The organism is Pseudomonas sp. NPDC089569 (genome assembly GCF_050280625.1).
GTDB lineage: Bacteria > Pseudomonadota > Gammaproteobacteria > Pseudomonadales > Pseudomonadaceae > Aquipseudomonas.
Genome location: NZ_JBNNVQ010000036.1, coordinates 22,148 through 48,014 on the forward strand (window position 1 = coordinate 22,148; position 25,867 = coordinate 48,014).

At 60.7% G+C, this 25,867-nt stretch carries 24 protein-coding genes; 9 read left to right on the forward strand and 15 right to left on the reverse strand.

Features of this window, described 5'->3' with window-relative positions; genetic code table 11:
* Nucleotides 1-16 precede the first annotated feature (16 nt).
* From ACQKP2_RS16175 to ACQKP2_RS16200, 6 genes are all read left to right on the forward strand, one after another.
* Nucleotides 17-1,210, forward strand: coding sequence for an SfnB family sulfur acquisition oxidoreductase (locus tag ACQKP2_RS16175; protein WP_427577806.1), 1,194 nt, complete (start codon nt 17-19; stop codon nt 1,208-1,210).
* Nucleotides 1,210-2,577 (forward strand): LLM class flavin-dependent oxidoreductase, encoded by a 1,368-nt coding sequence (locus ACQKP2_RS16180; protein ID WP_427577807.1) that lies wholly within the window; start codon nt 1,210-1,212, stop codon nt 2,575-2,577. The genes ACQKP2_RS16175 and ACQKP2_RS16180 overlap by 1 nt, the downstream gene beginning before the upstream one ends.
* 118 nt (nt 2,578-2,695) lie before the next feature.
* Nucleotides 2,696-3,505 (forward strand): MetQ/NlpA family ABC transporter substrate-binding protein, encoded by an 810-nt coding sequence (locus ACQKP2_RS16185; protein ID WP_427577809.1) that lies wholly within the window; start codon nt 2,696-2,698, stop codon nt 3,503-3,505.
* 1 nt (nt 3,506) lies between these two features.
* Nucleotides 3,507-4,628: a methionine ABC transporter ATP-binding protein gene (locus tag ACQKP2_RS16190; protein ID WP_427577810.1), complete on the forward strand. Its 1,122-nt coding sequence runs from the start codon at nt 3,507-3,509 to the stop codon at nt 4,626-4,628.
* The gene (locus tag ACQKP2_RS16195) at nt 4,618-5,262 is read left to right on the forward strand and encodes a methionine ABC transporter permease (protein ID WP_427577812.1); all 645 of its coding nucleotides are present in this window, start codon (nt 4,618-4,620) and stop codon (nt 5,260-5,262) included. Before ACQKP2_RS16190 ends, ACQKP2_RS16195 begins: the two co-directional genes overlap by 11 nt.
* Before the next feature lie 199 nt (nt 5,263-5,461).
* Nucleotides 5,462-6,091, forward strand: coding sequence for a class I SAM-dependent methyltransferase (locus ACQKP2_RS16200; protein WP_427577814.1), 630 nt, complete (start codon nt 5,462-5,464; stop codon nt 6,089-6,091).
* 87 nt (nt 6,092-6,178) lie between these two features.
* Here the strand turns inward: ACQKP2_RS16200 and ACQKP2_RS16205 are convergent, their stop codons facing one another.
* The 5 genes from ACQKP2_RS16205 to ACQKP2_RS16225 form a co-directional block, all read right to left on the reverse strand.
* Nucleotides 6,179-9,232 carry an efflux RND transporter permease subunit gene (locus tag ACQKP2_RS16205; protein WP_427577816.1) on the reverse strand — a complete coding sequence of 1,018 codons (3,054 nt, stop codon included), beginning with the start codon at nt 9,230-9,232 and terminating at the stop codon, nt 6,179-6,181.
* A complete protein-coding gene (locus tag ACQKP2_RS16210; RefSeq protein WP_427577817.1) occupies nt 9,229-10,296 on the reverse strand; it encodes an efflux RND transporter periplasmic adaptor subunit in 1,068 nt (355 codons plus the stop codon). The genes ACQKP2_RS16205 and ACQKP2_RS16210 overlap by 4 nt, the downstream gene beginning before the upstream one ends.
* Entirely contained in the window at nt 10,293-11,396 is a 1,104-nt protein-coding gene (locus tag ACQKP2_RS16215) for an efflux RND transporter periplasmic adaptor subunit (RefSeq protein ID WP_427577818.1), read from the reverse strand. Before ACQKP2_RS16215 ends, ACQKP2_RS16210 begins: the two co-directional genes overlap by 4 nt.
* Before the next feature lie 155 nt (nt 11,397-11,551).
* Complete coding sequence (locus ACQKP2_RS16220; RefSeq protein WP_427577820.1) at nt 11,552-12,277, reverse strand: RHS repeat-associated core domain-containing protein; 726 nt, start codon at nt 12,275-12,277, stop codon at nt 11,552-11,554.
* A 51-nt stretch (nt 12,278-12,328) separates the two neighbouring features.
* Nucleotides 12,329-12,610 (reverse strand): hypothetical protein, encoded by a 282-nt coding sequence (locus tag ACQKP2_RS16225; protein ID WP_427577822.1) that lies wholly within the window; start codon nt 12,608-12,610, stop codon nt 12,329-12,331.
* A gap of 354 nt (nt 12,611-12,964) precedes the next feature.
* On the opposite strand from ACQKP2_RS16225, the gene ACQKP2_RS16230 reads away from it, so the two are divergent.
* The gene (locus ACQKP2_RS16230) at nt 12,965-14,161 is read left to right on the forward strand and encodes an AAA family ATPase (RefSeq protein ID WP_427577823.1); all 1,197 of its coding nucleotides are present in this window, start codon (nt 12,965-12,967) and stop codon (nt 14,159-14,161) included.
* Between the two features lie 310 nt (nt 14,162-14,471).
* On the opposite strand, the gene ACQKP2_RS16235 is transcribed toward ACQKP2_RS16230, so the two are convergent.
* The 4 genes from ACQKP2_RS16235 to ACQKP2_RS16250 all read right to left on the reverse strand — a co-directional run bounded on the left by ACQKP2_RS16235 (nt 14,472) and on the right by ACQKP2_RS16250 (nt 18,626).
* Nucleotides 14,472-15,254, reverse strand: coding sequence for a MetQ/NlpA family ABC transporter substrate-binding protein (locus ACQKP2_RS16235; protein ID WP_368556474.1), 783 nt, complete (start codon nt 15,252-15,254; stop codon nt 14,472-14,474).
* Nucleotides 15,255-15,501: 247 nt separating this feature from the next.
* Nucleotides 15,502-16,401, reverse strand: coding sequence for a sigma 54-interacting transcriptional regulator (locus ACQKP2_RS16240; RefSeq protein WP_427577825.1), 900 nt, complete (start codon nt 16,399-16,401; stop codon nt 15,502-15,504).
* A 61-nt stretch (nt 16,402-16,462) separates the two neighbouring features.
* A complete protein-coding gene (locus ACQKP2_RS16245) occupies nt 16,463-17,044 on the reverse strand; it encodes an alpha/beta hydrolase (protein ID WP_427577827.1) in 582 nt (193 codons plus the stop codon).
* 508 nt (nt 17,045-17,552) lie between these two features.
* Nucleotides 17,553-18,626, reverse strand: a complete 1,074-nt coding sequence (locus ACQKP2_RS16250; RefSeq protein ID WP_427577828.1) for a fatty acid desaturase — start codon at nt 18,624-18,626, stop codon at nt 17,553-17,555.
* Between the two features lie 100 nt (nt 18,627-18,726).
* Between ACQKP2_RS16250 and ACQKP2_RS16255 the strand changes: the two genes are divergently transcribed.
* Nucleotides 18,727-19,731 (forward strand): AraC family transcriptional regulator, encoded by a 1,005-nt coding sequence (locus ACQKP2_RS16255; RefSeq protein WP_427577829.1) that lies wholly within the window; start codon nt 18,727-18,729, stop codon nt 19,729-19,731.
* Between the two features lie 168 nt (nt 19,732-19,899).
* On the opposite strand, the gene ACQKP2_RS16260 is transcribed toward ACQKP2_RS16255, so the two are convergent.
* Entirely contained in the window at nt 19,900-20,586 is a 687-nt protein-coding gene (locus tag ACQKP2_RS16260) for a Crp/Fnr family transcriptional regulator (RefSeq protein WP_427577831.1), read from the reverse strand.
* A gap of 84 nt (nt 20,587-20,670) precedes the next feature.
* Between ACQKP2_RS16260 and ACQKP2_RS16265 the strand changes: the two genes are divergently transcribed.
* On the forward strand, nt 20,671-21,192 hold the full coding sequence (locus tag ACQKP2_RS16265; RefSeq protein ID WP_427577832.1) for a DUF962 domain-containing protein: 522 nt from the start codon (nt 20,671-20,673) through the stop codon (nt 21,190-21,192).
* Between the two features lie 78 nt (nt 21,193-21,270).
* Here the strand turns inward: ACQKP2_RS16265 and ACQKP2_RS16270 are convergent, their stop codons facing one another.
* From ACQKP2_RS16270 to oscA, 5 genes are all read right to left on the reverse strand, one after another.
* A complete protein-coding gene (locus tag ACQKP2_RS16270; RefSeq protein ID WP_427577834.1) occupies nt 21,271-22,260 on the reverse strand; it encodes a sulfate/molybdate ABC transporter ATP-binding protein in 990 nt (329 codons plus the stop codon).
* 3 nt (nt 22,261-22,263) lie between these two features.
* Nucleotides 22,264-23,133, reverse strand: a complete 870-nt coding sequence (gene cysW / locus ACQKP2_RS16275; protein WP_427577835.1) for a sulfate ABC transporter permease subunit CysW — start codon at nt 23,131-23,133, stop codon at nt 22,264-22,266.
* Nucleotides 23,134-23,146: 13 nt separating this feature from the next.
* A complete protein-coding gene (gene cysT, locus ACQKP2_RS16280) occupies nt 23,147-23,965 on the reverse strand; it encodes a sulfate ABC transporter permease subunit CysT (RefSeq protein WP_427577836.1) in 819 nt (272 codons plus the stop codon).
* Nucleotides 23,966-24,102: 137 nt separating this feature from the next.
* Entirely contained in the window at nt 24,103-25,116 is a 1,014-nt protein-coding gene (locus ACQKP2_RS16285; RefSeq protein ID WP_427577838.1) for a sulfate ABC transporter substrate-binding protein, read from the reverse strand.
* Between the two features lie 114 nt (nt 25,117-25,230).
* A complete protein-coding gene (gene oscA, locus ACQKP2_RS16290) occupies nt 25,231-25,413 on the reverse strand; it encodes a sulfur starvation response protein OscA (protein ID WP_056847244.1) in 183 nt (60 codons plus the stop codon).
* Nucleotides 25,414-25,867: the final 454 nt, after the last annotated feature.

The window sequence follows — 25,867 nt, forward strand, 5'->3', positions numbered from 1 at the left end:
ATCTCTGGAGAACTACATGAGCACTTCTCAACATGTCGCCGTCATCGCCAGCGATGAGCAAGCTCTGGTCGTCGCCAGCGACCTGGCTGAAGACTTCAAGCGCGACAGCGCCCTGCGTGACCGCGAACGCCGTTTGCCGCACGCGGAACTGGATGTCTTTTCCCGCTCCGGCCTCTGGGGCATCAGCGTGCCCAAGGCCTTCGGCGGTGCCGGGGTCTCCAACGTCACGTTGGCCAAGGTCATCGCGCTGATCGCCCAGGCCGATGGCTCGCTGGGGCAAATCCCGCAAAACCATTTTTATGCATTGGAAGTGCTGCGGGTGAATGGCAGCCAAGAGCAGAAAAAACGCCTGTACGCCGAAGTATTGGCCGGCCAGCGCTTCGGCAATGCCCTGGCCGAACTCGGCACCCGGACAGCCCATGATCGCGTGACCCGCCTCACCCGTGACGGTAACGGCTATCGCATCAACGGTCGCAAGTTCTACGCCACCGGCGCGATTTACGCACAGCGCATTCCGACTTCCGTGGTGGATGAAAACGGCGTGCAGCAATTGGCGTTCGTCCCGCGCGACAGCAAAGGCCTGAGCGTGATCGACGACTGGAGCGGCTTCGGCCAGCGCACCACCGGCAGCGGCTCGGTGGTGTTCGAAGACGTGCAGGTTGCAGCCGAAGACGTGATCCCGTTTCAAAGCGCTTTCGAGCGACCCACGCCGGTCGGTCCGCTGGCGCAGATTCTCCATGCCGCCATCGACACCGGCATTGCCCGTGCCGCCTATGAGGACGCGCTGCACTTCGTGCGCACCAAAACCCGCCCATGGATCGATTCGGGCAACGACAGTGCGACCAAAGACCCGCTGACGATCAAGAGTTTCGGCCACTTGAGCATTCGCCTGCATGCCGCCGAAGCCTTGCTCGAACGCGCCGGTGAATACCTCGACAGGGCCCAGGCCGACACCAATGCCGACACCGTCGCCGCCGCCTCGATTGCCGTCGCCGAAGCGCGGGCGATCAGCACCGAAATCTCCCTCGCCGCCGGCAGTACGCTGTTCGAACTGTCCGGCAGCCAGGCGACCCTGAGCGAACACGGCCTCGATCGTCACTGGCGCAATGCCCGGGTGCATACGCTGCACGACCCGGTGCGCTGGAAGTATCACGCCGTGGGCAACTACTACCTCAACGATCAAAACCCTCCGCTGCGGGGGACGATCTGATGAGTAACGCTTCAGGCGCGAAGAAAAAGATCCTGCTCAACGCGTTCAACATGAACTGCATCGGGCACATCAACCATGGCCTGTGGACGCACCCACGGGACAATTCCACCCAATACAAGACCATCGAATACTGGACCGAACTGGCGCAGTTGCTCGAACGCGGGCTGTTCGACGGCTTGTTCATCGCCGACATCGTCGGCGTCTACGACGTCTACCAGAACTCGGTGGATGTGCCGCTCAAAGAGTCGATCCAGTTACCGGTCAACGACCCGCTGCTGCTGGTGTCGGCCATGGCGGCAGTCACCAGAAACCTCGGTTTCGGCCTGACCGCCAACCTCACCTACGAGCCGCCGTACCTGTTCGCCCGGCGCATGTCGACCCTCGATCACCTGAGTCGCGGCCGCGTGGGCTGGAACATCGTCACCGGCTATCTCGACAGCGCCGCCAAGGCCATGGGCCTGAGTGAACAGGTCGAGCACGACCGTCGCTACGACCAGGCCGACGAATACCTGCAAGTGCTCTACAAGCTCTGGGAAGGCAGCTGGGAAAACGGCGCGGTGCTGAACGATCCGCAGCAACGGATCTATGCCCGGCCGGACAAAGTGCACAAGGTCGAGCACAAGGGCGAGTTCTATCAGGTCGAGGGTTATCACCTGTGCGAACCCTCCCCGCAACGCACGCCGGTGCTATTCCAGGCCGGCACGTCCGATCGCGGCTTGCTGTTCGCCGGACGGCATGCCGAGTGCGTGTTCATCAGCGGTCAGAACAAGCCATCGACCAAAGCGCAGGTGGACAAGGTGCGCGCCAGCGCCATCGAGGCCGGGCGCAACCCCGAGGACATCAAGGTGTTCATGGGCCTGAACGTGATTGTCGGCGAAACCGAGGAGTTGGCCTGGAGCAAACACGCGGAGTACCTGAGCTATGCGAGCGCCGAGGCGGGCGTGGCACATTTTTCGGCCTCCACCGGCATCGATTTTTCCGAGTACGCCATCGACGAACCGATCCAGTACGTCAAGAGCAACGCCATCCAGTCCGCCACCAGGCACCTGCAAAACAACGACTGGACCCGTCGCAAATTGCTCGAACAACACGCCCTGGGCGGGCGCTACATCACCGTGGTCGGCTCGCCGCAACAGGTGGCCGACGAACTGGAGTCGTGGATCGCCGAAACCGGGCTCGACGGCTTCAACCTCACGCGAATCGTCACGCCGGAGAGCTATGTGGACTTCATCGAACTGGTGATCCCGGAGTTGCAGCGACGTGGCTCGTACAAGACCGCCTACGACGACGGCAGCTTGCGGGAAAAACTGTTTGGCGAAGGGGCGTATCTGCCACAGCAGCACACCGGTTCCGTGTTTCGCCGCTAAGAGCATCGCGAGCAGGCTCGCTCCCACAAGAGCACCGCAATCCCCTGTGGGAGCGAGCCTGCTCGCGATGAGGCCCAAACAAACAACAAACATTTATGCACTGACTGGATAAACCATCATGACCAAAAACTACTTCTCTCACCCAGTCAAAGCACTGGCCCTGGCCCTCGGCCTCTTCAGCTCGGTGGTGTTCGCCGCCGACGCGCCACTGAAAATCGGCACCACCGCCGCTTTTGCCATTCCGCTGGAAGCGGCCATCGAGGAGGCCGGCAAGCAAGGCCTGAAAGTCGAGCTGGTGGAATTCAGTGACTGGATCGCGCCGAACGTCAGCCTCGCTTCGGGCGACATCGACGTGAACTATTTCCAGCACATCCCGTTCCTGGAAAACGCCAAGGCCGCTTCCGGTTTTGATCTGGTGCCATTCGCGCCGGGGATCATCAACAACGTCGGCCTCTACTCGAAGAAGTACAAGAGCTTCGAAGAATTGCCACAGGGTGCCAGCGTCGCCATTGCCAACGATCCGATCAACAGCGGTCGCGGCTTGCAGCTGCTGGCCAAGGCCGGTTTGATCACCCTCAAGCCCGGCGTCGGCTACAAGGCCACCGAAGAGGACATCGTCGCCAACCCGAAGAAAATCAAGATTCTGCAAGTTGAGGCGGTGCAACTGGTGCGCGCCTACGATGACGCCGATCTGGTCCAGGGTTACCCGGCCTACATCCGCCTGGCGAAGACCTTCGATGCCGGCTCCGCGCTGCTGTTCGACGGCCTCGACCACAAGGAATACGTGATTCAGTTCGTGATTCAGCCGAAAAGCAAAACCGACCCGCGCCTGATCAAATTCGTCGACATCTACCAGCACTCGCCAGCGGTACGTGCGGCCCTGGACAAGGCCCACGGCAAGCTCTATCAAGCCGGTTGGGAGAGCTGAAATGACGACCGCCACACAACTTCGACTGCAAGTCCCGACACCCCAAAGCGCGGAACACACCGAGCTGCATCCCGAACTCAACCGTGCCCATGTGCGTTTTATCGGCGTGGGTAAAACCTACGACGGCCAGCAAGGCGCGGTGCCCGCCCTTCAAGGCATCGACCTGGCGATTCAGCGCGGCGAAGTGTTCGGCATCATCGGCCGCAGCGGTGCCGGCAAGTCGTCGCTGATCCGCACCATCAATCGCCTGGAACGACCGAGCAGCGGCCGGGTGCTGATCGATCAGGTCGACATCGGCGAGTTCGATGACGACCGGCTGGTGGCGCTGCGTCGGCGCATCGGCATGATCTTCCAGCACTTCAACCTGATGTCGGCCAAGACCGTTTGGCAGAACGTCGAACTGCCGTTGAAAGTCGCCGGCGTACCGAAGGCCCAACGCGAGCGCAAAGTCCGTGAACTGCTGGAGCTGGTGGGCCTGCAAGGCAAGCACGCGGCCTATCCGTCGCAGCTGTCCGGCGGTCAGAAACAGCGCGTCGGCATCGCCCGCGCGCTGGTGCACGACCCGGCGATTCTGCTGTGCGACGAAGCCACCTCGGCGCTGGACCCGGAAACCACGCAATCGATTCTTGGCCTGCTGCGCGAGATCAATCAGCGCCTGGGGCTGACCATCATTTTGATCACCCACGAAATGGCGGTGATTCGCGAGATCTGTGATCGCGTGGTCGTGCTCGAACGCGGCCGCGTTGTTGAGCAGGGGCCGGTGTGGGAGGTGTTCGGCAACCCGCAGCATGAAGTCAGCAAGACCTTGCTCGCGCCGTTGCAGCACGCCTTGCCGCCCGAACTGCAAAGCCGTTTGCAGGCTCAACCACAGTCATCGGAAGACGCCGTGGTGCTGCGCCTGCAATTTACCGGCGCGGCCCAGGACGAGCCCGACATCGCCGCCCTGTTCAGCACCCTCGGCGGCCGCGTGCGTTTGCTGCAAGGAGGCGTGGAGCGGATTCAGGGCCACGCCATCGGGCAGCTGCTGCTGGCGGTGACCGGCTCGTCACTGGATGCACAAGCGCTGCGCCTGCGCGCCAGCCTCTGGGCGCAACAGGTGGAGGTGCTGGGTTATGTGGTTTGATCGCTTGCTGCAAGGTTTTATCGATACCTTCCTGATGGTTGGCGTGTCGTCGCTGATCGCGCTGCTGGCGGGTATTCCGCTGGCGGTGATTCTGGTCACCAGCTCCAAGGGCGGCATCTACGAAGCCCCGGCCGTGAACCGGGCGCTGGGCGCGTTCGTGAACCTGTTCCGCTCGGTGCCCTTTTTGATCCTGATGGTCGCGCTGATCCCTTTTACCCGCCTGATCGTCGGCACCACCTACGGCGTCTGGGCCGCCGTGGTGCCGCTGACCATCGCGGCCACACCGTTTTTCGCGCGCATTGCCGAGGTGAGTTTGCGCGAGGTCGACCATGGCTTGATCGAAGCGGCACAAGCCATGGGTTGCCGACGCGGGCACATCGTGCGGCACGTGCTTCTGCCCGAAGCGCTGCCCGGGATCGTCGGCGGCTTCACCATTACGCTGGTGACAATGATCAACTCCTCGGCCATGGCCGGCGCCATTGGTGCGGGTGGACTGGGGGACATTGCCTATCGGTATGGCTATCAGCGCTTCGACAGCCAGATCATGCTGACGGTGATTGTATTGCTGGTGGCGTTGGTGGCGCTGATTCAGCTCGGCGGGGACCGCCTGGCACGCGGACTGAACAAGCGCTAACCCAACCCCCCCACCCTCTGTAGGAGCGAGCAAGCTCGCGATGGTCGTCAACGATAACGCGGGGCGTCTGATGCCCCGTGGTGCTCTTGAGTGCATCGCGAGCGTGCTCGCTCCTACAGGAAACCGCATACCCCTGTGGGAGCGAGCCTGCTCGCGATGGCGTATATTCGGTCAACCCCAATTACCCTCACAGCCCACCATGAAGCAGACCCCCGCCGACCTCGAACAGATCACCACAACCACCCTGGCCCACTACAACTCGGTGGCCGAAGGTTTCCGCGAAGGCACGCGTGATCACGATGTCAGCCAGAACATCGATGCATTGCTGCGGCACATCCAGGGCGAGGCGCCTTTCGACATTCTCGATTTTGGCTGTGGGCCGGGCCGTGATTTGCAGACCTTCACCCGCATGGGCCATAGGGCCGTCGGGCTGGACGGTTCGGAAAAATTCGCGCAAATGGCCCGTGAAGACAGTGGTTGCGAGGTCTGGCAGCAGGACTTTTTGAAACTCGCCTTACCGTCGGAACGTTTCGACGGGATATTTGCCAACGCCGTGCTGTTCCACATCCCACGCCAGGAATTGCCTCGGGTGCTGCAGCAGCTGCGCGAGGCGCTGAAGCCCGGTGGCGTGTTGTTCAGCTCCAATCCCCGTGGCGAGAATCAGGAAGGCTGGAACGGGCCGCGTTATGGCTCGTATCACGACCTTCAGGCGTGGCAGCGGTTGCTGGGTGAGGCGGGGTTTGTGGAGCTGGAGCATTACTACCGGCCGGCAGGGCTGCCGCGGGAGCAGCAGCCCTGGTTGGCGAGTGTCTGGCGTAAGCCTTGCTGACGCCATCGCGAGCAGGCTCGCTCCCACAGTTGACCGCGTACCTCTGTGGGAGCGAGCCTGCTCGCGATGGGCGCAAAGCGCCCGCTTCTACCGCACCTCTTTCTGAGGTTCGCGGATTTTGTACCAGGCCACATACAGCGCCGGCAAAAACAGCAGTGTCAGCAGCGTCGCGATGATGATGCCGCCGATCATCGCGTAGGCCATCGGTCCCCAGAACACTTCCCGGGCAATCGGGATCATGCCCAGGCTCGCGGCCGCAGCAGTCAGCAGGATCGGCCGACGACGATGCTCGGTGGCTTGCACCACGGCATCCCAGGGTGAATAACCTTCGGCCTCGAACGAGTCGATCTGGGTCACCAGAATCACCGAGTTGCGGATGATGATGCCGATCAGCGCGAGGATCCCCAGAATCGCCACGAAGCCCATCGGCGTTCCGGTCGGCACCAGCGCCAGCACGACACCAATCAAGCCCAGCGGCGCCACGCTGGCGACCAGGAACAGCTTCTGCACGCTGTGCAATTGGATCATCAGGAAGGTGGCCATCAAAAACAGCATCAACGGCACGACCTTGGCAATCGGCCCCTGGGCCTTGCCGCTCTCCTCCACCGTACCGCCCGTGGCGACCTTGAAGCCTGCCGGCAACCCGGCGGCGAATTTGTCGATATCCGGCTTGAGCAGGGTCACCAGGTCAGTGGGCTGAATGTCGCCCAGGGTGGCGGCCTTGATGGTGATGGTCGGCTTGCGGTCGCGACGCCACACCAACGGTTGCTCCAGTTCGTAACGCACGGTGGCGAAGGCCAGCAGCGGGATCGAGGTGCCGCTCGGCGTGACGATCTGCAGGTTCTGCAAGGTTTCCGGCGTGCCACGCTCGGCATCCACCGCACGCCCGACCACGTTGATCAGGTAGATATCATCGTCGACCTGGGTCACGGTCGAGCCGCTGACAATGCTGTTCATCAGGTTCGCCACATCTTCGGAGGAAAGGCCCAGCTGGCGCGCCTTGTCCTGGGCGATGTCGATGCGCAGGACCTTGCCGGGCTCGTTCCAGTCGTAAATGATCTCGCCGATGTACGGGCTCTTGTCCAGCTCCGTGGCCAGCTCGATGGCATGCTTGCGCACCTGATCGATGTCACCGCCGCTGACCCGATACTGGATCGGCCGCCCGACCGGCGGGCCCATTTCCAGGGCATGCACGTAGCTGCCGATGCCGACGAAGTCTTTGCGCAGGCGCTCGCTCAAACGATCGCTGAGGGCTTTGCGAGCCTCGAAATCCTTGCTGACGATCACCAGTTGCGCGTAGTACGGGTTTTGCAGTTGCTGGTCGAGGGGCAGGTAGAAGCGGATCGCACCCTGGCCGATGTAGGTACTCCAGCGCACGATGTCCGGGTCACCCTTGAGCGTTGCTTCAAACTTGTCCACCGCTTTGCGGGTTTCGTCGATGGAGGCGTTTTGCGGCAGGTTCAGGTCCACCAGAATTTCCGGGCGATCGGAGTTCGGGAAAAACTGGTTCTGCACAAAGCGCATGCCCAGCACCGACGCCACGAACAGCAGCACGGTGATGCCGATGGCCCACCAGCGATTGCGCATGCTCCAGAGCAAGCCTGCGTTGAACGCATGCCCCAGGCGCCCGGGTTCTTCGGAGTGGGGTTTGACCTGCGTGCTGAGGATGTGCACGCCGATCACCGGGGCGAACAGCACCGCGACAATCCACGACACGAGCATCGCCACCGCGATGACCGCAAACAGGGTGAAGGTGTATTCACCGGCGGAACTGGCATTCAACCCGATGGGAACGAAACCTGCGACGGTCACTAGCGTACCGGTGAGCATCGGAAAAGCTGTGGAGGTGTAGGCAAAGGTCGCGGCCTGATCCTTGGTATCGCCCAGTTCAAGGCGCGACACCATCATCTCGACCGTGATCATCGCGTCATCCACCAGCAGGCCCAGGGCGATGATCAACGCACCGAGGGAAATACGCTGCATGGTGATGCCGCTGTATTCCATGAACACGAAGACCATCGCCAGCACCAGCGGAATCGAGCACGCCACCACCAGCCCGGCACGCACCCCAAGGCTGACAAAACTGACGAGCAACACGATCACCACCGCTTCGAACAAGGCACTGGTGAAGCCGCCCACCGCCTCTTCCACCACCACCGCCTGATCGGAAACGTTGTGTACACCGACGCCCACCGGCAAATCGGCGGTCAGTTCAATGATGCGCTGGTGCAGTGCCTTGCCGAAGGCTTGAATGTTGCCGCCCTTCTGCATGGCGATGGCCAGGCCGATGGCCTGCTGGCCGTTGTAGCGAAACTCGGGTGACATCGGGTCGACATAGCCACGGCGAATCTCGGCGATATCGGCCAGGCGATAGAAACGGTTATTGACCCGCAAATTGACAGTAGCCAGGTCTTTTTCGGACATGAACTGGCCCGATGTGCGCACCGAGATCCGCTCCGGACCGGCCTCGATCACCCCGGCCGGTGTCACGGCGTTCTGGGTTTGCAGGCTCTGCAGCACCTGGCCTTGATCGATGCCCAGCGCCGCCAGTTTGCGCGTGGAAAAATTCAGGTAGAGCACTTCATCCTGCTGGCCGATCATCTCGACCTTGCCCAACCCCGGCACGCTGCGAATCTCGATGCGGGCCTGCTCGACATAGTCGCGCAACTGGCGCAACGACAAGCCGTCGGCGGTGAAGGCATAGATCGAGCCGAACACGTCACCGAACTCGTCGTTGAACGAAGGCCCCTGAATGCCTTGGGGAAAGGAGCCGCGGATGTCGTTGATCTTCTTGCGGACCTGATACCAGATCTGCGGAATGTCCTCGGCCTTGGTGGTGTCGCGCAGGTTCACGTAAACCGTGGATTCGCCCGGGCGGGTGTAGCTTTTCACGTAATCGAGGGAGTCGAGCTCCTCGAGCTTCTTCTCGATGCGGTCGGTGACCTGCTTGAGGGTTTCTTCCTGCGTCGCACCGGGCCAGCGGGTCTGGATCACCATGGTCTTGATGGTGAACGAAGGGTCTTCCTCACGGCCCAGGTTCATGTAGGAGAACACGCCCATCAACAACGCGACGAACATCAGGTACCAGATAAACGACTGATGCTTGAGCGCCCATTCGGATAAGTTGAAGCTCCCTTTCATTGCGCGCTGCCCCCATCCACTTTTACTTTCTGCCCCGGTTTGAGGCTGTTCACGCCGGCACTGACGACACGCTCGCCGGTCTTCACACCGCCCGCCAGCACGATGCTGCGGTCAGTGCGGCTGATGAGGTTGACCTCCCTGGGCGAAACGGTTTGCGTCTGCGGGTCGATGACCCAGATGCGGTTCTTGCCCTCCAATTGCTGCAAGGCGCTCGCCGGCAGTTCGATTCGCGGCTTGATGGCAGAACTCAAGGTCACGCTGATCGCCGTGCCCAGGCGAAAGGCAGTGGGGGTGTCGGCCAGGGTCAGGCGCGCGCGGCGGGTGCGCGTGGTGCTTTCGGCCTGGGGTTCGATTTCCCGGATGACGGCAGTGGTGTTGATTTGCGGGTTCAGTTGCGAAGCGACTTGAAACACCACATCGGCGGGCAACTGGTCGACCAGGGTGTCCGGCAGGTCGATCACGGCTTCCTTGATGTCCGGTTGCGCCAGGGTCACGACCTGTTGGCCGGCGGTCACGACCTGGCCCGCCTCGGCATTCCAGGCAGTGACCACGGCCTTGTGGTCGGCGCGCAATTCCACGTAATTGAGCTGATCCTTGGCCTGGTCGACGGCAGCCTTGGCTTGATCGAGGGAGGCCTGGGTGGTTTTCAGATCGGTTTGCGCGGCATCGAGTTGCGCCTGGGCGCCAACGCCGCGATCGAACAGGTCCTGTTGCCGCCGCGCGGTCGCCTGGGCATTGATGAATTGCGCCTGGACGCTTGCCAGGTTGCCTTGCGCCGAGCGCAACTGGTTCTGTTGATCGCTGGGGTCGAGCGAGGCCAGCAAGGCACCCTTTTCCACTTGCGCGCCAACGTCAACGGCGCGGCTGGCAATACGCCCCGGCACACGGAAACCGACGTTGCTTTCGTAGCGCGCCTGGATGTTGCCGGCAAAGCGCCCGAGGTTTTGCTCGCCCTGTGCCCGAACTTCAACCGACAGCACGGGGCGAACCGGTTCCGGCGGCAGCTCTTTTTTCTCGCAAGCGGCCAGCATCACGCCGGCAACGACCACTAGCAGGCGCTTCATGGCTGAGCCTCCGTGGCCAGTTCCTTGTAGGTGTTTTCGGCGATTTCCACGCTCACGCCCGGGTGCAGCAACTGGCCACCGGCGATGATGACTTTTTCGCCACCGTTCAAGCCTGCGCTGATGATGACTTTTCCGGTCAGGTAGCGGCCAACGGTGACCGGGTGTAATTGTGCCTTGCCCTCGTCATCAACCAGCCACACGGCGGGTTTGCTGACGTCTTTGGTCAGCGCCGACCAGGGCAACTGCACCGCAGCCTTGCCTCGGGTGGTGCCGGTTGCACTCACCACCGAGCCCAATTGCATGCCTGGCGGCAAGTTGCCGAGGCTGACCTTGACCTGCACCGTGCCGGTCTGCTCGGAGACCGCAGGTGTAACCTCACGCACGGTGCCGGTGGTTTTGATCGAAGGGTTATCGAGCAGGCTGACCACCACCGTTCTGTCCGCCGGCGGCTCGATCAGCAGCGATTCATAGACGTTGAACACCGCGTCGCGCTCGCCGTCCTGGGCCAGACTGAAAATCGGCACCGTGGCCTGTACCACCTGACCGACTTCCGCCTGCCGCGCAGTAATGACCCCCGGCGCCTCGGAGATCAATGAGGTATAGCTCAGTTGGTCCTTGGCATTGGCCAGTTGCGCCTGGGCCGCCGCCAACGAACTCTGGCTGCTGCGCAACGCCGCTTGCGCGGAATCGTATTCGCTTTGACTGGTGTAACCCTTGGGCAGGAGTTTTTGCTGGCGCACGAAAGCCGCGGCGTTCTGCGTGACCTTGGCCTGCTCGGCGACAACCTGTGCCTGCGCCGAGTCGAGGCTGGTTTGCAGGTCTTTGGGGTCGAGTTTTGCCAGCACCTGTTTGGCGGCAATCCGGTCACCGACATCGACCATGCGCTGAATGATCTTGCCGCCGACGCGAAACGACAGTTCGGTCTGCACCCGCGCCTGTACGTCACCGGTCAGGGTAACGCTGGCGGCATAATCAGAAGGCTTCACTACCTGTACGAAAACCCGTGGCCGATTCTTCTCGGTCGGTTTTGTTTCATCACACGCTGTCAGCAAAGCCAGCAGGCTCAGGCCAAGCACTAATTTCAATCCGGGACCAGCCATGCAGACTCCTTTGCGTTTTGCGGGCGCAATACGTCTGTCAGCTTAGATCAGGGTTTGGAGGGCGCACGGTGTTGCGGCAAAAAACCGCGGGGATTGTGTTCCTCATTGTGGTGTCGGTGTCATTTAACAAACGGGCCTTGATTCGCGTTCTATTTTTAGTGCTTGCGAATGTCTTGCCCGTATCGACTGAATCCCTGTTTTGAGCGTCTGTCATTGTTGGTGCGTTCGAGAAAGGAAAATCTCTGCCCCATAGACGTTCCCACTGCGGGCGTAATCGGAGCCGGCGGTGTCTCACCAGTCGCTTTTGCAGGTGGGCGCTCAAAACCCTTCAACGCTGGAATTGTCTTGGGATCACGTGCAGCCCAGTATGAGCCACCCCGCGCAAGCAGGGCTGTGGAACCTGCAATCAGCGACGTCCAGGCCAAATACTTCAGTGCGGGGGAATCGGGGTCGACCTCTTGAATGACTGCTCGCGCCACACCAGCCGCCGCACCGACAACAGCCATTGGCCCCGCCAGTGCGCCTGAAACTGCCCCCACCATGGTCCTGACAGACTGACCGGACGTTAGAACTCCTCCAGCAATTGCATTTTTTGCGAGCAGGAAAGGCACAGCAGGAGCCAGAGTGATCAACGAAGTCGCGAGGACCACGCCGCTGAAAATAATCCCGATAAGATTGATCTCGGATATTTTCCCCGTCGGATCACTGAAATTCACCGGATCGCCCAGGCAATACGCATACGGGTTCAACCCGCCGCGCCCAAACGGGCTCAAGCTGTCCGGGCTGTTGAAGCGCATCAGCACCGGATTGAATGCGCGATGCCCGTTACCCAGCAAATAGTGGCCGGTGAGCGGATCGATCACTTCGCCGTTGAAACCCAACAGGCTGCCAGGACCACGTCGAGTCCTGCGATGCCCATAAGGCGCATAGACCTATCGTACCGACTCACCCTGTTCCATGAACTGCATGACCGACCGTTGCTGATCGGTCGCCAGCAATCGACTGTCGATGTCATCACCCATACGCTGTTGTTCCGCCAGCAGTTGCCTGTCGTGCTGGAACACCGTCTGCGCAGACTGACCTTGCAGCTGCGTCACCAGATGTTCGTGACGGTAAAACCGTTGCAGCCTTGTCTGACCGGTCGGTTCAAGCGCAGTCAATCTATCCAGTGCATCGTAGCGATAACGAACCAGGGATTTTCTTGAGGTATTCATCACGACAGCCTCTGCGTAAAGACCCCAGCTTGCATCAGCAAGGGTTTTCCAACACCTGACAGAACTACCAGTCCTTCCGGGAAAAACGTTTCGCGGGTTTACTGTGGCAATGGAAGACAGCTATGTTCCCCTGCGCCGTAGGAAGGATCTTTTTTTCGAATTGCTCCTCCAAGGACGGACCGCTTTTGGCCAGACTCCCGGCCGACCACTCACAAGGAAGAGAAAAATGGCAACCATGAAAGGGCCACAACCGCTGGATCCGCAGGACATCGTGAAGTTGCTGGTGGCCTTGCGCAGGGCACTGAAGGCCAGGGTGGCCTGAACACCACTGCAATAGGCTTCGGGACTTCCAACATGCTCAAAACCCTCGCGGTCGCCAATTACCGCTCGATCAACAAGCTGGTGATCCCGCTGGGTCGCTTGAACCTGATCACCGGCCCTAACGGCAGCGGCAAATCCAATCTCTACCGCGCATTGCGCCTGCTGGCGGAAACCGCTCAGGGCGGTGTGGTCAATGCGCTGGCCCGTGAGGGTGGGCTGGATTCAACCTTCTGGGCCGGGCCGGAAGTCATCAGCCGGCGCATGCAAAAAGGTGAAGTTGCCATCGAATCCGCAGTACGCAAGGGCCCCAAACGCCTGCGCCTGGGGTTTGCCGGTGAGGACTTCGGTTACTCGATCAGCCTCGGCCTGCCCGAGTCCAGCGGCCATTTCATGCTGCCCGGGCACAGTGCTCCCATCCCTTCCCGCTTCAGCCTCGACCCGCAAATCAAGCGTGAATGCATCTGGGCCGGGCCGTTCTATCGCCCGGCCAGCCTGCTGGTGGATCGCGACGGCCCGATGATTCGCGGCCGCGCCAATCGCAATTGGGACGTGCTGGCACAGCACACGCCGAACTTCGACAGCCTGTTCGATCAGGTCGGCAGTCTGCGTACATCGCCGGAGGTACTGGAACTGCGTGAGTTCATCCGCCGCTGGCGTTTTTATGACCACTTTCGCAGCGACGCCGACGCGCCCGCGCGCCAACCGCAACTCGGCACCCGCACCCCGGTGCTGCACCACGACGGACGCGACCTGGCGGCCGCCTTGCAGACCATCATCGAAATCGGCGACCCCGAGGCGCTGCGCGCCGCGATCAGTGACGCCTTTCCCGGTGCACGACTGAACATCGCGTCACTGGCCGGTGGACGGTTCGCCATCGAGTTTTTTCAAGAAGGATTACTGCGGCCCTTGTCATCCGCGGAGCTGTCGGATGGCACCTTGCGCTATCTGCTGTTGGTGGCGGCCCTGCTGACCCCCAGACCGCCGACACTGATGGTACTCAACGAACCGGAAACCAGCCTGCATCCCGACCTGCTGCCAGCGCTGGCCAGGCTGATCATCCGCGCCTCGCAGCAGTGCCAGGTGTGGGTCGTCTCCCACGCACGCCGATTGATTTCCGCCTTGCAGCAAGACCCTGAGTGCAATTGCATCGTGCTGGAGAAAAACCTCGGGCAGACGGGGATCGTCGGGCAACGAGTGCTTGATGAGCCTGCATGGCATTGGCCGGATTAGTGAACGACTGGACGACCGCCATCGCGAGCAGGTTCGCTCCCACAGGGTTCGGGTGACGCCTGTGGGAGCGAGCCTGCTCGCGATGGCGATAACTGGATTTGATCGTTCCCATGCTCCGCGTGGGAACGCCTCCCGGGACGCTCTGCGTTCCAGCTTCACCAGAGTGCAGAGCCGTGCACCGTCGTGACGCGGAGCGTCACGGGCTGCATTCCCACGCGGAGCGTGGGAACGATCAGCTAAAACGCAAAAAAAACGCCGACGCTGCATCAGCCGTCGGCGTTGGAAACCTTGAAGGGGTTTACCTGGCGAATCAGAACGCTGGCAGTACCGCGCCGCTGTACTTCTTCTCGATGAAGGCTTTGACTTCCGGGCTGGTCAGGGCCTTGGCCAGTTTCTGGATGGCGGCGCTGTCCTTGTTGTCCGGACGCGCTACCAGGAAGTTCACGTAAGGCGAATCCGCGCCTTCGATCACCAGTGCATCTTTGGCCGGGTTCAGGCCCGCTTCCAGCGCGTAGTTAGTGTTGATCATGTCCAGGTCGACCTGATCCAGCACACGCGGCAACATCGCGGACTCAAGCTCCTTGAACTTGAAGTTGTGCGGGTTCTTGGCGATGTCTTTCGGGGTGGCCAGGGCGTTTTTCGGGTCTTTCAACTCGATCAGGCCAGCCTTCTGCAGCAGGATCAAGGCACGGCCGCTGTTGCTGCCTTCGTTAGGAATGGCGATGGTCGCGCCGTCTTTCAGCTCGGCCAGGGTTTTGACTTTCTTCGAGTAGCCGCCGAAGGGTTCAACGTGAACACCGATCACGGTTTCCAGGTGGGTGCCTTTGCCTTCGTTGAAGCTCTTGAGGTACGGCAGGGTCTGGAAGTAGTTGGCGTCCAGACGCTTCTGGTCGACTTGCACGTTTGGCTGCACGTAGTCGGTGAAGACCTTGATTTCCAGGTCAACGCCTTCTTTGGCCAGGGTTGGCTTGATCAGCTCAAGGATTTCAGCGTGTGGAATCGGGGTAGCCGCAACCACCAGTTTTTCGCCAGCCTGGGCCAGACCCGCGGTCAGGGCAGCCGCCAGTGCGGTGAACAACAGAACCTTTTTCATGCAGTGTCCTTATCGAAAATCACAGTCGCTTGTGGCGACGGCTTGAAATGAGAGTGCCAGTGAAGTGCTATCGCTGGCGTGAGGCGGACAATACCGGGATTTTTTATTCCCGGAAAATAACCTTTATTCAGTTTCATATTCCATTTTGCTCATGTAGGAGCGAGCACGCTCGCGATGGAGGCACAGGCACCGCGGGCATGCAGGCACCCAGCGTCATCGTTAACGACCATCGCGAGCGTGCTCGCTCCTACAGGAGTTGTTGAAGCGCTGCTTTTTCGGCGGGTGTTCCGTTGCGCAGAATATGCATGAGCTTGTGCTCAAGCTGCGTGAACTCGGGCAAATTCAGATGCTCCGGCAAAATCTCGTCGCCGGTGCTGACCAACAGGGCAAAGTGAATGACGTTCTCCAGCTCACGGGTATTGCCTGGCCAGCTGTGCCACTCCAGCACCCGCTGCGCCGCTTCGCTGATCAATGGCACTACAAGGTCCAGACGCTGGCTGTAAATGCCAAGGAAGTATTCCGCCAGCGGCAGGATATCCCCCACTCGCTCGCGCAATGCCGGCAATTCCAGCTGGCCTTCGCGAAGGTAGTGATAAAGCCGTTCATGGAACTTGCCGGCGGCGACAGCCTGGGCCAGGTCGATGCTGGTGGCCGCGACCAGACGCACATCCACCGGGCCAGGCTGATGCGCCCCGACACGGGTCACTTCGTGATTTTCCAGGGCCGCGAGCAGTTTGATCTGGATCGGCAACGGCAAATCACCGATTTCGTCCAGGTACAGTGTCCCGCCGTTGGCCGAACCGAACCAGCCGGCACGGCTGCTGGCCGAACCGCTGTAGCTGCCTGCGGCGTAGCCGAACAATTCGGCGTCGGCGTAGGTCGGGCTGATCGCAGCGCAATTGACCGAGACGAACAGCCCACCGCGTTCACTTTCACGATGGATGTGCCGCGCCAGCAATTCCTTGCCGGTGCCGGTCTCACCACGAATCAGTACCGAGATCGAGCGTGGCGCCAGTTGCTCCAGCTCACGGCGCAATTGCCGCGAACGCGGATCGACGAACACCAGCGCCTTGGCGCGAATGCTCAGGGGACTCTTTTCGGCGTCGGGAAAGGTCAGCAGTGGCTGACCGAAAGATTCAATATTCATGACAGACTCCCGCCCAAACCGCCGGGAGACGGGGGCGTTTTCTAAAAGAGAGAAAAAAGGTTCAAGCGCGGAGCAGCGCGTGATGTTCCATGCGGTTTTGCAGGCGATACAGATAGGCGAAACCCTGCTCCCAGCGCTGGTGACCGGACTTCACGTTGATATGCCCGGCGCCCGCCAGAATCCCCGCCTCCGCGCCCCAGTTGCGTGCCAGCTCCAGCGCCCGTGGCGCGCTGACGGCAGCGTCGTTGTCGGAGCTGACCACCTGGCTCGGAAACGGCAACAGGTCGACAGGAATCGGTGCAAAGTTACGCAGCGCCGGCGCACAGGCAGGGCGCTCGACATCGGCCGGTGCGACCAGCAAGGCACCACGCACCTGACGCAAAAGCGGCAAGGGCGCCGTCGCCGCCCAATGCGCAACCGTGATGCAACCCAGGCTGTGGGCAATCAGGATGACCGGCGTGCTGTCGGCAGCAATGGCTTCAGCCAGTGCCGCGACCCAGTCTTCTCGACGTGGCGTCAACCAGTCGGCCTGCTCCACCCGTGCACTGTTGGGCAGGCTGTTCTGCCAGTGGCTTTGCCAATGATCCTCTGGCGATCCTTGCCAGCCCGGCACAATCAGATAGCGAATGGATTCGTTGCGCATGGGGAAGCTCTCCTGCGGCGTGTCAGTTCCCGGTCGAGTATAGGGAGGAGAATTATATTCGTTAAGGAATAAGAAGATATTTATTAAGATCAATATAGAATATCAAACGCGCCACTGCTCCCTGTAGGAGCGAGCACGCTCGCGATGAACCTGAGAACGCCGTGGAGTGTCAGGCTTCTCGCGTTATCGTTGACGTCCATCGCGAGCATGCTCGCTCCTACAGAGGTCAATGCTTCCCAAAGGCAAAAAAAGGGGCCGCACCCTGCCAAGGAGACGGCCCCGGAAACTCAGAATCTGTCAGCATTGTTCAACAACCCTGAAGGGCAATGATTAGCGAAATCGGTTATCCATTAAAGGAATATTTACTTACCTTAATAGACCGAAAACGCATAAGCACATCTCCCCCGCATTGATCGCCAAGCCTTCCGTGGCTTGCTTCACAACTTAGCGTCCCTTTGGGTCAGAATGATGACGAGTCCTTGGCATTTGAGTTTCCGGGAGCTCTGGCTCAAGCCTGAGCGGCGCGCACAGGCTGCGTGTTTGCAGCTTCCTTGCGCACAAACCGGTTCGCACGGGTGAACGTACCGAAATCGTTGAAGCGAACACCCATTTCACGCATCACCTTGTGTGCCACCGGCACCGTCAACTGGCGGATGTAAAACGGCTCCTTCACCACAAAGTGATGGATGCCATGGCTGCTGCCGAAGTTGAAGCAGAACGCCTGCAACGGCCACAACCACCAGGCGTTCAACACCTGGCATTGCTGCATCACGTTGCCCGGCTCGATATCGCCGTAGTAGTGCATGTTCGAGCTGATGAAGTGCAGGCAAAAGGTGCGCAACACGTTCGGGCCGATGATGACCACCGCGGCGATGTCGATGACTTGCATCACCGAGAGTGTCGTGGCCGACCATTCGATCGGTGCGCCCAGCAAATGGGCGATGCCATTGGCGCCATGGAAGCCGAGGAATACGTACCACGCGCCCCAGTGCATCAGGGCCAGCGGCGCGTAGGCCTTCAAGGTGCGCTTGATGATGCTGAGTTTCATGGCCCAGGTATTGGCCCGCAGCATGCGGATGAAGGACGACATGATGTTGTCGCCCACCATCAGCAGCCGGGCGATTCCCCAGGGCTCGCCGTTGGTGATGGCGCGCTCTTCCACATCCGTCTCGCTGCCCGACACCTTGTGATGGTTGAGGTGCAGGTTGCGGCGAATCCATGGGTTGATCGTGCTCGGTCGCGCCAGCCACACCAGCCCCATCATCAGGTTGTGCGGCACCCGCTGTTTGCGGAAGTACATGCTGTGAATCAGGTCGTGTTCCAGCTCATGGGTCAGCGAGGCGAAAAACGCATTGAGCAGCAGGCACGCCCACCACGCCATGTGCCCGGCCAAGTAGAGCGCCGCCGAACCGACCATCCCGGCCAGCGCGAAGGTCAGGATGCCCGCGCTCATCGCATCCTGATGCTTGAGAATCGGGTAGCGTTCGCGCAACTCGACACCCTTGGCCAATACCACTTCACGAATATGCGCTGATCGCTGAGTTGCATTCAGTCGCTGGGGACTTGCAGAAGTACCGTGCATGCTTCCATCCTCTGGTTATTGATGTTCGCATCCTGCCTGTTGCAACCTGTCGTAGCGGTAGCCGTGAACGCCAACCTGTTGACCGGAAGCGCCAATCAGCATGACTGAACCCACGTCCCTCGCCAGTTGGACCCGCGCCTTGCGCAAGCAGCTCGATGCCTTGGGCCTCGACAGCACGGCACTGTGCCAGCAAGCCGGGCTCGATCCGCACTTGATGGACGACCCCAACGCCCGTTACCCGTTGTCCGGCACCACGCGCCTGTGGGAACTGGCGGTGCAGGTCAGCGGCGATCCGGCGATTGGCCTGCGCGTTTCGCGCTTCGTCAGCCCGACCACGTTTCACGCCCTCGGTTATGCCCTGGTGGCCAGCGGCAGCCTGCGTGAAGTCTTCGAACGTATCGTGCGTTATCACCCTGTGGTCAGCGATGCCCTGGAACTGGAACTGATCCGCACCGAAGACTGCTACCGCTTTCGCCTGAAGATCCCGCCAGGCAATCCCGCCCCGGCTTACGAAGCCATCGATGCTTTCACCGCGATTTACGTTCGCACCTGCCGCAACCGCCTGGGCCGCGATTACGCGCCATTGGCGGTGTACCTGCGGCGCCCGGAGCCCGAAGACCCGCACCAATGGCACAAGGTGTTTCGTTCACCGGTGCATTTCGATACCGACGAAGACCGGCTGGAGTTCGCGCTCAGCGATTTCGACAGCCACCTGGACGACGCCAACCCGGAATTGGCCGAGCACAACGAAACCGTGCTCAAGCGCACCCTGGCGCAACTCAAGCCGCTGACGTGGGAGCGCAAGGTTCGTGATGCCATCGAGGAGCAATTGCCGGAAGGCGAGCCCAGTGCCGAACACATCGCCAAGGCTTTGCACCTGAGCCTGCGCAGCCTGCAACGGCACCTGGCGGACGAGGGTTGCCGGTTCGATACGCTGCTCAATGAGAGCCGCGAGAACCTGGCACTCCTGCACCTGCGCGACCCGCAGGTTTCGCTGAGCGAGATCAGTTATTTGCTGGGGTTTGCCGACACCAGCAGCTTCAGTCGCGCCTTCAAGCGCTGGACCGGGATGACGCCGGGGCAGTTTCGCGACGGGTTGCGCTGATTGATCCGACATGTGGGACGTCTGGGTTGACGCCATCGCTGGCAAGCCAGCTCCCACAGGGATCTCTGGTGTGAATGCTATCTATGCAACACAGAAAAACCTTGTGGGAGCAGGCTTGCCCGCGATGGCGTCAGGTCAGGCAATATCAATGCTGGATTTGCAGCAGTGTCAGATCGTGGCCAATGCCCGCAACCGCACAGGGTCGAGAATTTCGATCTCGCCGTAACTCAGTCCGATAATCCCCTGCCCCTGCAAATCCTTGAGGATCTGGTTGGTGGTCTGGCGCGAGAGTGACAGCAGCGATGCCAACTGTTCCTGCGGCAGTTGCAGGATGCGCCGTGGCTCGTCGATTTCGCCATAGCCTTCGGCGATCATCAGCAGGCGATGCGCCAGGCGAACCGGGGCCGGCATCAGGCTCAACTGTTCGAGATTGATGAAGGTCAGGCGCAGTTTCTGGCTCATCAGCAACGCCAGTTGCCGCCAGTACACCGGATGTTCGTCCAGCAATGCGATCAGCGTGGCGTGCGGGATGTGCAACAGCGTGCACGGCCCCATGGCAAAAGCGTCGTGGGTGCGTGGCTGGCCATCGAACAGGCAGATTTCACCGAACCAGTGCGGCGCCTCGACCAGGCTGAGCAACGCCTCCTTGCCCTGTTCATTCACGGCGCCGATGCGCACCGCGCCCTCGAGTACCGCGTACAGGCCGCAGGGTCGATCGCCGCGCTGGAACAGGCGCTGCCCCGCAGCCAAGTGCCGCACCCGTGCCGCAGCCAGCAGGCTATCCTGAAGGGACACAGGCAGATGGCTGAACCACTGGCCGCGCATCAGGCGCGCACGACAGACCTGCATATCCATGAAAACTCCTAGAGATTGTCGCCTGGCTGACAGAGCGGAAAATGGCCCCGAGGCATGATCAGTCACCCTACAGGAGGAACAACAATGAAAAAAAGCCTCGTCGATTATCTCAGCCAATACGCCGCCTACCACCGCGATCCGCGCAACATTGCCAGCCACTTTGTCGGCATCCCGCTGATTGTGGTCGCAGTCGCCGTGCTGTTGTCACGTCCGCAATGGGGCGGGGGCTGGCTTTCGCCGGCGGTGCTGGCATCGCTGGCTTCGGCGTGGTTCTACCTGCGCCTTGAGCTACGCCTCGGTGTGTTGATGACAGTGCTGCTGGGACTGTGTGTCTGGGCCGGTCAGGTACTGGCTCAGCAAAGCACGCTGGTCTGGCTGGCAAGCGGCCTGGGGATGTTTGTGGGAGGCTGGGCGATTCAGTTTGTCGGGCATCACTACGAAGGGCGCAAACCGGCGTTTGTCGACGATGTCTCGGGATTGATTGTCGGGCCGCTGTTTGTGGTGGCCGAGCTGGCATTCATGCTGGGGATGCGGCATGACCTGAAAGAGCAGATCGAGGCGCGGGCGGGTGGTGTGCGGGTCAATCCGCATCGCGCTGCTGTTTAGATCGCGTTCGCGGGCGAGCCTCGCTCCTACAGATCCCCAATACCTGTGGGAGCGAGCCTGCTCGCGATGCTTTTGATCTTAAAGGTTGGCGACTTTCTGCCAGACCTTGGGCTTGAAGAACAAGGTTTCGCCCTTGGCCAGGCCGATCAGGCTGTCGTGATCCTTCACCACTTCGGCCTCGATCAGATCGCTCTGCCCTTCAACCTTGAGCGTCACCCGGGTGGTCGCGCCCAGCGGCCGGATATCCCGCACTTCAGCCGCGTGATGGTCTTGCAGCTCATGCCGTGACAGCGACACTTCGTGCGGTCGGAACAGCACGTGCCGGTCTTCGCCCAGATGCAGCCGGTTCGAGTCACCGAGGAAGTGATAGACGAAATCGCTGGCCGGGTTTTCGTAGACGTCGCCCGGTGCGCCGATCTGTTCGATCACGCCCTTGTTCATCACCACGATACGGTCGGCGACTTCCATCGCTTCTTCCTGGTCGTGGGTCACGAACACCGACGTCAGGTTGATGTCCTCGTGCAGGCGCGCCAGCCAGCGGCGCAGTTCCTTGCGGACCTTGGCATCGAGGGCGCCGAACGGTTCGTCGAGCAGCAGGACCTTCGGTTCCACCGCCAGGGCTCGTGCCAGGGCGATACGCTGGCGCTGACCGCCGGAGAGTTGTTCCGGGTAGCGATCCGACAACCAGTCCAGCTGCACCATGTTCAATAGCTCATGCACCTTGGTCGCGATCTGGCTTTCGCTCGGGCGCTGGTTTTTCGGCTTCATGCGCAGGCCGAAGGCGACGTTGTCGAACACCGTCATGTGGCGGAACAACGCGTAGTGCTGGAACACGAAACCGACATTGCGATCACGCACGTCGTGCCCGGAAACGTCTTCGCCGTGGAAGACGATATTGCCCTGATCCGGGGTTTCCAGGCCGGCGATGATCCGCAACAACGTGGTCTTGCCGCAGCCGGACGGCCCCAGCAACGCCACCAGCTCGCCGCTGTGAATGTCCAGGCTGATGTTGTTCAGCGCCTTGAATGCGTTGAAGTTCTTGCTGACGTTTTGCACTTCGATCGACATGAATTATTCCTCCGCGGCGCTGGCGCGCAGGCGGTTGATACGGTTTTCGCTCCACTGCTTGAGCAGCAGGATGAAGAGCGCCAGGATCAGCAACAGGCTCGCCACGGCGAACGCGGCCACGTGGTTGTATTCGTTGTAGAGGATCTCGACGTGCAGCGGCAGGGTGTTGGTCACCCCGCGAATGTGCCCGGAAACCACCGACACCGCACCGAACTCACCCATGGCCCGCGCGGTGCACAACACCACGCCGTAGATCAGGCCCCATTTGATGTTCGGCACAGTCACGTGCCAGAACATCTGCCAGCCATTGGCGCCGAGCAGGCGTGCAGCTTCTTCTTCCTGGGTGCCCTGCTCCTGCATCAGCGGGATCAGCTCGCGCGCCACAAAAGGGACGGTGACAAAAATCGTCGCCAGCACGATGCCCGGCAAGGCGAAGACGATCTGAATGTCGTGATCCTGCAACCAGGGACCGAATACGCCCTGGGCACCGAACATCAGCACATAGACCAGACCTGCAATGACCGGCGACACCGAGAACGGCAGGTCGATCAGGGTCACCAGCATGCTCTTGCCACGGAACGTGTACTTGCTCACGCACCAGGCGGCACTGACACCGAACACCAGGTTCAACGGCACCGAGACCAGCACGGCAATCACCGTGAGCTTCAGGGCCGACAGTGCATCCGGTTCGAAGATCGCGGTGAAGAATGCGCCAAGGCCGAGTTTCAGGCCCTGGGACACGACGATGAACAACGGCAATAACAAGAACAGCGCAAAAATCAGCCAGCCAAGGCCAATCAGGATGCGCCGCGACACTGCGCTGCCGCGACGGGCCGCGTTCGAGGAAGCGGCGGCAATAGACGATTGGGACATGTCGCACTCCTCCCTATGGGGTTTCGATGCGCCGCTGCAGCAGGTTGATCAGCAGCAACAGGATGAAGGAAACCACCAGCATCAGTACACCAATGGAGGTAGCGCCGGTGTAATCGTACTGGTCGAGCTTGACCATGATCAGCAACGGCAGGATCTCGGTTTTCATCGGCATGTTGCCGGCGATGAAAATCACCGAACCGTACTCACCAACCCCACGGGCAAAGGCCAGGGCGAAACCGGTCAGCCAGGCGGGCAACAGGGCCGGTACCAGGATATGGCGGAAAATCTGCAAGGGTTTGGCACCCAGGCACGCTGCGGCTTCTTCCACCTCCCGGGGTATATCGGCCAATACTGGCTGTACGGTACGTACTACGAATGGAAGTGTCACAAAAGTGAGGGCAAGGGTGATCCCCAAAGGGGTATAGGCGATCTTGAAACCCAGATCCGCCGCAAACTGCCCCACCAGGCCCGTGGGGGTGTACAGCGCGGTCAGTGCAATACCGGCCACGGCGGTGGGCAACGCGAAGGGCAAGTCGATCATTGCATCGATGACTTTGCGTCCAGGGAAGGTATAGCGCACCAATACCCAGGCCAGTAGCGTGCCGATGATGCCGTTGATGACTGCGGCGTATAGCGCAGTGCCGAAGCTCAGCTTCAATGCCGCCAGCACCCTTGGCGCCGAGATGATTGCCCAGAACTGATCCCAGGTGAGTTGAGCGGCATGCACGAACATGGCTGCCAGCGGTATGAGCACAATCAGGCTGAGGTACACCAAGGTGTAGCCCAGCGTCAGCCCGAAGCCGGGTATGACGGGGGAGATACGACGCGACATAAAAGTCCTTGGTTAACAGATAGTTACGACTGTAGGAGCGAGCACGCTCGCGAGAAACCCAACGACACCGCGGGGAATCAGGTTTCCCGCGTTATCGTTGGCGTCCATCGCGAGCGTGCTCGCTCCTACAGTATTTTTTACTGCGCCTGGTAGATCTGGTCGAACACGCCACCGTCGTTGAAGAATTTCGGCTGTGCGGTTTTCCACCCGCCGAAGTCCTTGTCGATGCTCACCAGTTCCAGTTTCGGGAACTGCTGGGCGTATTTGGCGGCGACGTCCTTGTCACGTGGACGATAGAAGTTTTTCGCCGCGATTTCCTGGCCCGCCGGGCTGTACAGGTGCTTGAGGTACGCTTCGGCGATCTCGGCATTGCCCTTCTTCTCGGCATTCTTGTCGACCACCGCCACCGGCGGTTCGGCGAGAATGGACAGTGAAGGCACGACGATGTCGAACTTGTCGGCGCCGCCCTCTTCTTTCAACGCCAGGAAGGCTTCGTTTTCCCAGGCCAGCAACACGTCACCCTGACCGTTGTTGACGAAGGTGATGGTCGAGCCGCGAGCACCGGTGTCCAGTACCGGCACATGCTTGAACAGCGTTTGCACGTATTCCTTGGCCTTGGCTTCGTCACCGCCGTTGGCCTTGAGGCCGTAGGCCCACGCCGCGAGGAAGTTCCAGCGCGCACCGCCGGAGGTTTTCGGGTTAGGCGTGATGACCGACACATCGTTCTTCACCAGGTCGCCCCAGTCCTTGATGCCCTTCGGATTGCCCTTGCGCACCAGGAACACGATGGTCGAGGTGTAAGGCGTGCTGGCTTCGGGCAGGCGCTTCTGCCAATCCGCCGGCAGGGTCTTGCCGAGCTTGGCGATTTCATCGATGTCACCGGCCAGTGCCAGGGTCACCACATCGGCACGCAGGCCATCGATCACCGCCCGGCCCTGCTTGCCGGAGCCGCCATGGGATTGCTGGATTTTCACCGTGTCGCCGGCGTGTTCCTTCTGCCAGAACTTGGTGAATTCGGCGTTGTAGTCCTGGTACAGCTCACGGGTCGGGTCATACGACACATTGAGCAGTTCGTAATCCTTGGCGACTGCAGAACCGGCGAACAGGGCGCTGGCCAGGGCGGCCAAAGCGAAGTGGCGAATCGACGACATGGTGAAAGCTCCTGGAATTCTTTTGGTGTGTTGGCTTTTTTATGGATTTCTGGAATCGCGGGGCCTGTTCAAAGATCGCAGCCTTCGGCAGCGCCTACGCAAGGCTCGTTATCCTCAGGCCGGTTTGTTGCCCGGGTTCTGCAAGCGGAATTTTTCTTTGCGTTCGATCTGCACCACCTGTGCGTTGTGCACGGTGATCTCCACGGCGCCAAACCGCAGATCGCGCAGGGCGCTCTGGATTTCCCGCAGAATGGTTGCTTCGTCCTGGCCGTCAACGCTACGCAGGGATGCGCTCATGGGTGCTGCTCCTTCGACTGTGGGGGTGCCTGGCAGTGGCTGTACTGCTTGCGGCTTGGGACCCATAGTAGAGAGACGCAGATATTCTTAAAAAGACTATTTAAGAATTTTTATATAACCAGAATGAATTATTTGGCAAAACACATCTCCCTGTAGGAGCGAGCCTGCTCGCGAAAACGTCTGTCCTGGTACACCGCGTTATCGTTCTTCGCGGGCGAGCCTCGCTCCTACAAACGAAAACGTCCGTCCTGGCACATCGCGTTATCGTTCTTCGCGGGCGAGCCTCGCTCCTACAAACGAAAACGTCTGTCCTGGCACATCGCGTTATCGTTCTTCGCGGGCGAGCCTCGCTCCTACAAGCGAAAACGTCTGTCCTGGTACACCGCGTTATCGTTCTTCGCGGGCGAGCCTCGCTCCTACAAACGAAAACGTCCGTCCTGGCACATCGCGTTAT

Excerpts from the sequence above, each read along its gene's own strand:
- ACQKP2_RS16235 (WP_368556474.1), bottom strand. The coding sequence starts at position 15,254 with ATGAAAAAGGTTCTGTTGTTCACCGCACTGGCGGCTGCCCTGACCGCG.
- ACQKP2_RS16230 (WP_427577823.1), top strand. The coding sequence starts at position 12,965 with ATGCTCAAAACCCTCGCGGTCGCCAATTACCGCTCGATCAACAAGCTG.
- ACQKP2_RS16215 (WP_427577818.1), bottom strand. The coding sequence starts at position 11,396 with ATGGCTGGTCCCGGATTGAAATTAGTGCTTGGCCTGAGCCTGCTGGCT.
- ACQKP2_RS16210 (WP_427577817.1), bottom strand. The coding sequence starts at position 10,296 with ATGAAGCGCCTGCTAGTGGTCGTTGCCGGCGTGATGCTGGCCGCTTGC.
- ACQKP2_RS16255 (WP_427577829.1), top strand. The coding sequence starts at position 18,727 with ATGACTGAACCCACGTCCCTCGCCAGTTGGACCCGCGCCTTGCGCAAG.
- cysW (WP_427577835.1), bottom strand. The coding sequence starts at position 23,133 with ATGTCCCAATCGTCTATTGCCGCCGCTTCCTCGAACGCGGCCCGTCGC.
- ACQKP2_RS16285 (WP_427577838.1), bottom strand. The coding sequence starts at position 25,116 with ATGTCGTCGATTCGCCACTTCGCTTTGGCCGCCCTGGCCAGCGCCCTG.
- ACQKP2_RS16245 (WP_427577827.1), bottom strand. The coding sequence starts at position 17,044 with ATGCGCAACGAATCCATTCGCTATCTGATTGTGCCGGGCTGGCAAGGA.
- ACQKP2_RS16270 (WP_427577834.1), bottom strand. The coding sequence starts at position 22,260 with ATGTCGATCGAAGTGCAAAACGTCAGCAAGAACTTCAACGCATTCAAG.
- ACQKP2_RS16180 (WP_427577807.1), top strand. The coding sequence starts at position 1,210 with ATGAGTAACGCTTCAGGCGCGAAGAAAAAGATCCTGCTCAACGCGTTC.
- ACQKP2_RS16175 (WP_427577806.1), top strand. The coding sequence starts at position 17 with ATGAGCACTTCTCAACATGTCGCCGTCATCGCCAGCGATGAGCAAGCT.
- ACQKP2_RS16205 (WP_427577816.1), bottom strand. The coding sequence starts at position 9,232 with ATGAAAGGGAGCTTCAACTTATCCGAATGGGCGCTCAAGCATCAGTCG.
- ACQKP2_RS16265 (WP_427577832.1), top strand. The coding sequence starts at position 20,671 with ATGAAAAAAAGCCTCGTCGATTATCTCAGCCAATACGCCGCCTACCAC.
- ACQKP2_RS16185 (WP_427577809.1), top strand. The coding sequence starts at position 2,696 with ATGACCAAAAACTACTTCTCTCACCCAGTCAAAGCACTGGCCCTGGCC.
- ACQKP2_RS16240 (WP_427577825.1), bottom strand. The coding sequence starts at position 16,401 with ATGAATATTGAATCTTTCGGTCAGCCACTGCTGACCTTTCCCGACGCC.
- ACQKP2_RS16260 (WP_427577831.1), bottom strand. The coding sequence starts at position 20,586 with ATGGATATGCAGGTCTGTCGTGCGCGCCTGATGCGCGGCCAGTGGTTC.
- ACQKP2_RS16195 (WP_427577812.1), top strand. The coding sequence starts at position 4,618 with ATGTGGTTTGATCGCTTGCTGCAAGGTTTTATCGATACCTTCCTGATG.
- oscA (WP_056847244.1), bottom strand. The coding sequence starts at position 25,413 with ATGAGCGCATCCCTGCGTAGCGTTGACGGCCAGGACGAAGCAACCATT.
- cysT (WP_427577836.1), bottom strand. The coding sequence starts at position 23,965 with ATGTCGCGTCGTATCTCCCCCGTCATACCCGGCTTCGGGCTGACGCTG.
- ACQKP2_RS16200 (WP_427577814.1), top strand. The coding sequence starts at position 5,462 with ATGAAGCAGACCCCCGCCGACCTCGAACAGATCACCACAACCACCCTG.
- ACQKP2_RS16190 (WP_427577810.1), top strand. The coding sequence starts at position 3,507 with ATGACGACCGCCACACAACTTCGACTGCAAGTCCCGACACCCCAAAGC.
- ACQKP2_RS16225 (WP_427577822.1), bottom strand. The coding sequence starts at position 12,610 with ATGAATACCTCAAGAAAATCCCTGGTTCGTTATCGCTACGATGCACTG.
- ACQKP2_RS16250 (WP_427577828.1), bottom strand. The coding sequence starts at position 18,626 with ATGCACGGTACTTCTGCAAGTCCCCAGCGACTGAATGCAACTCAGCGA.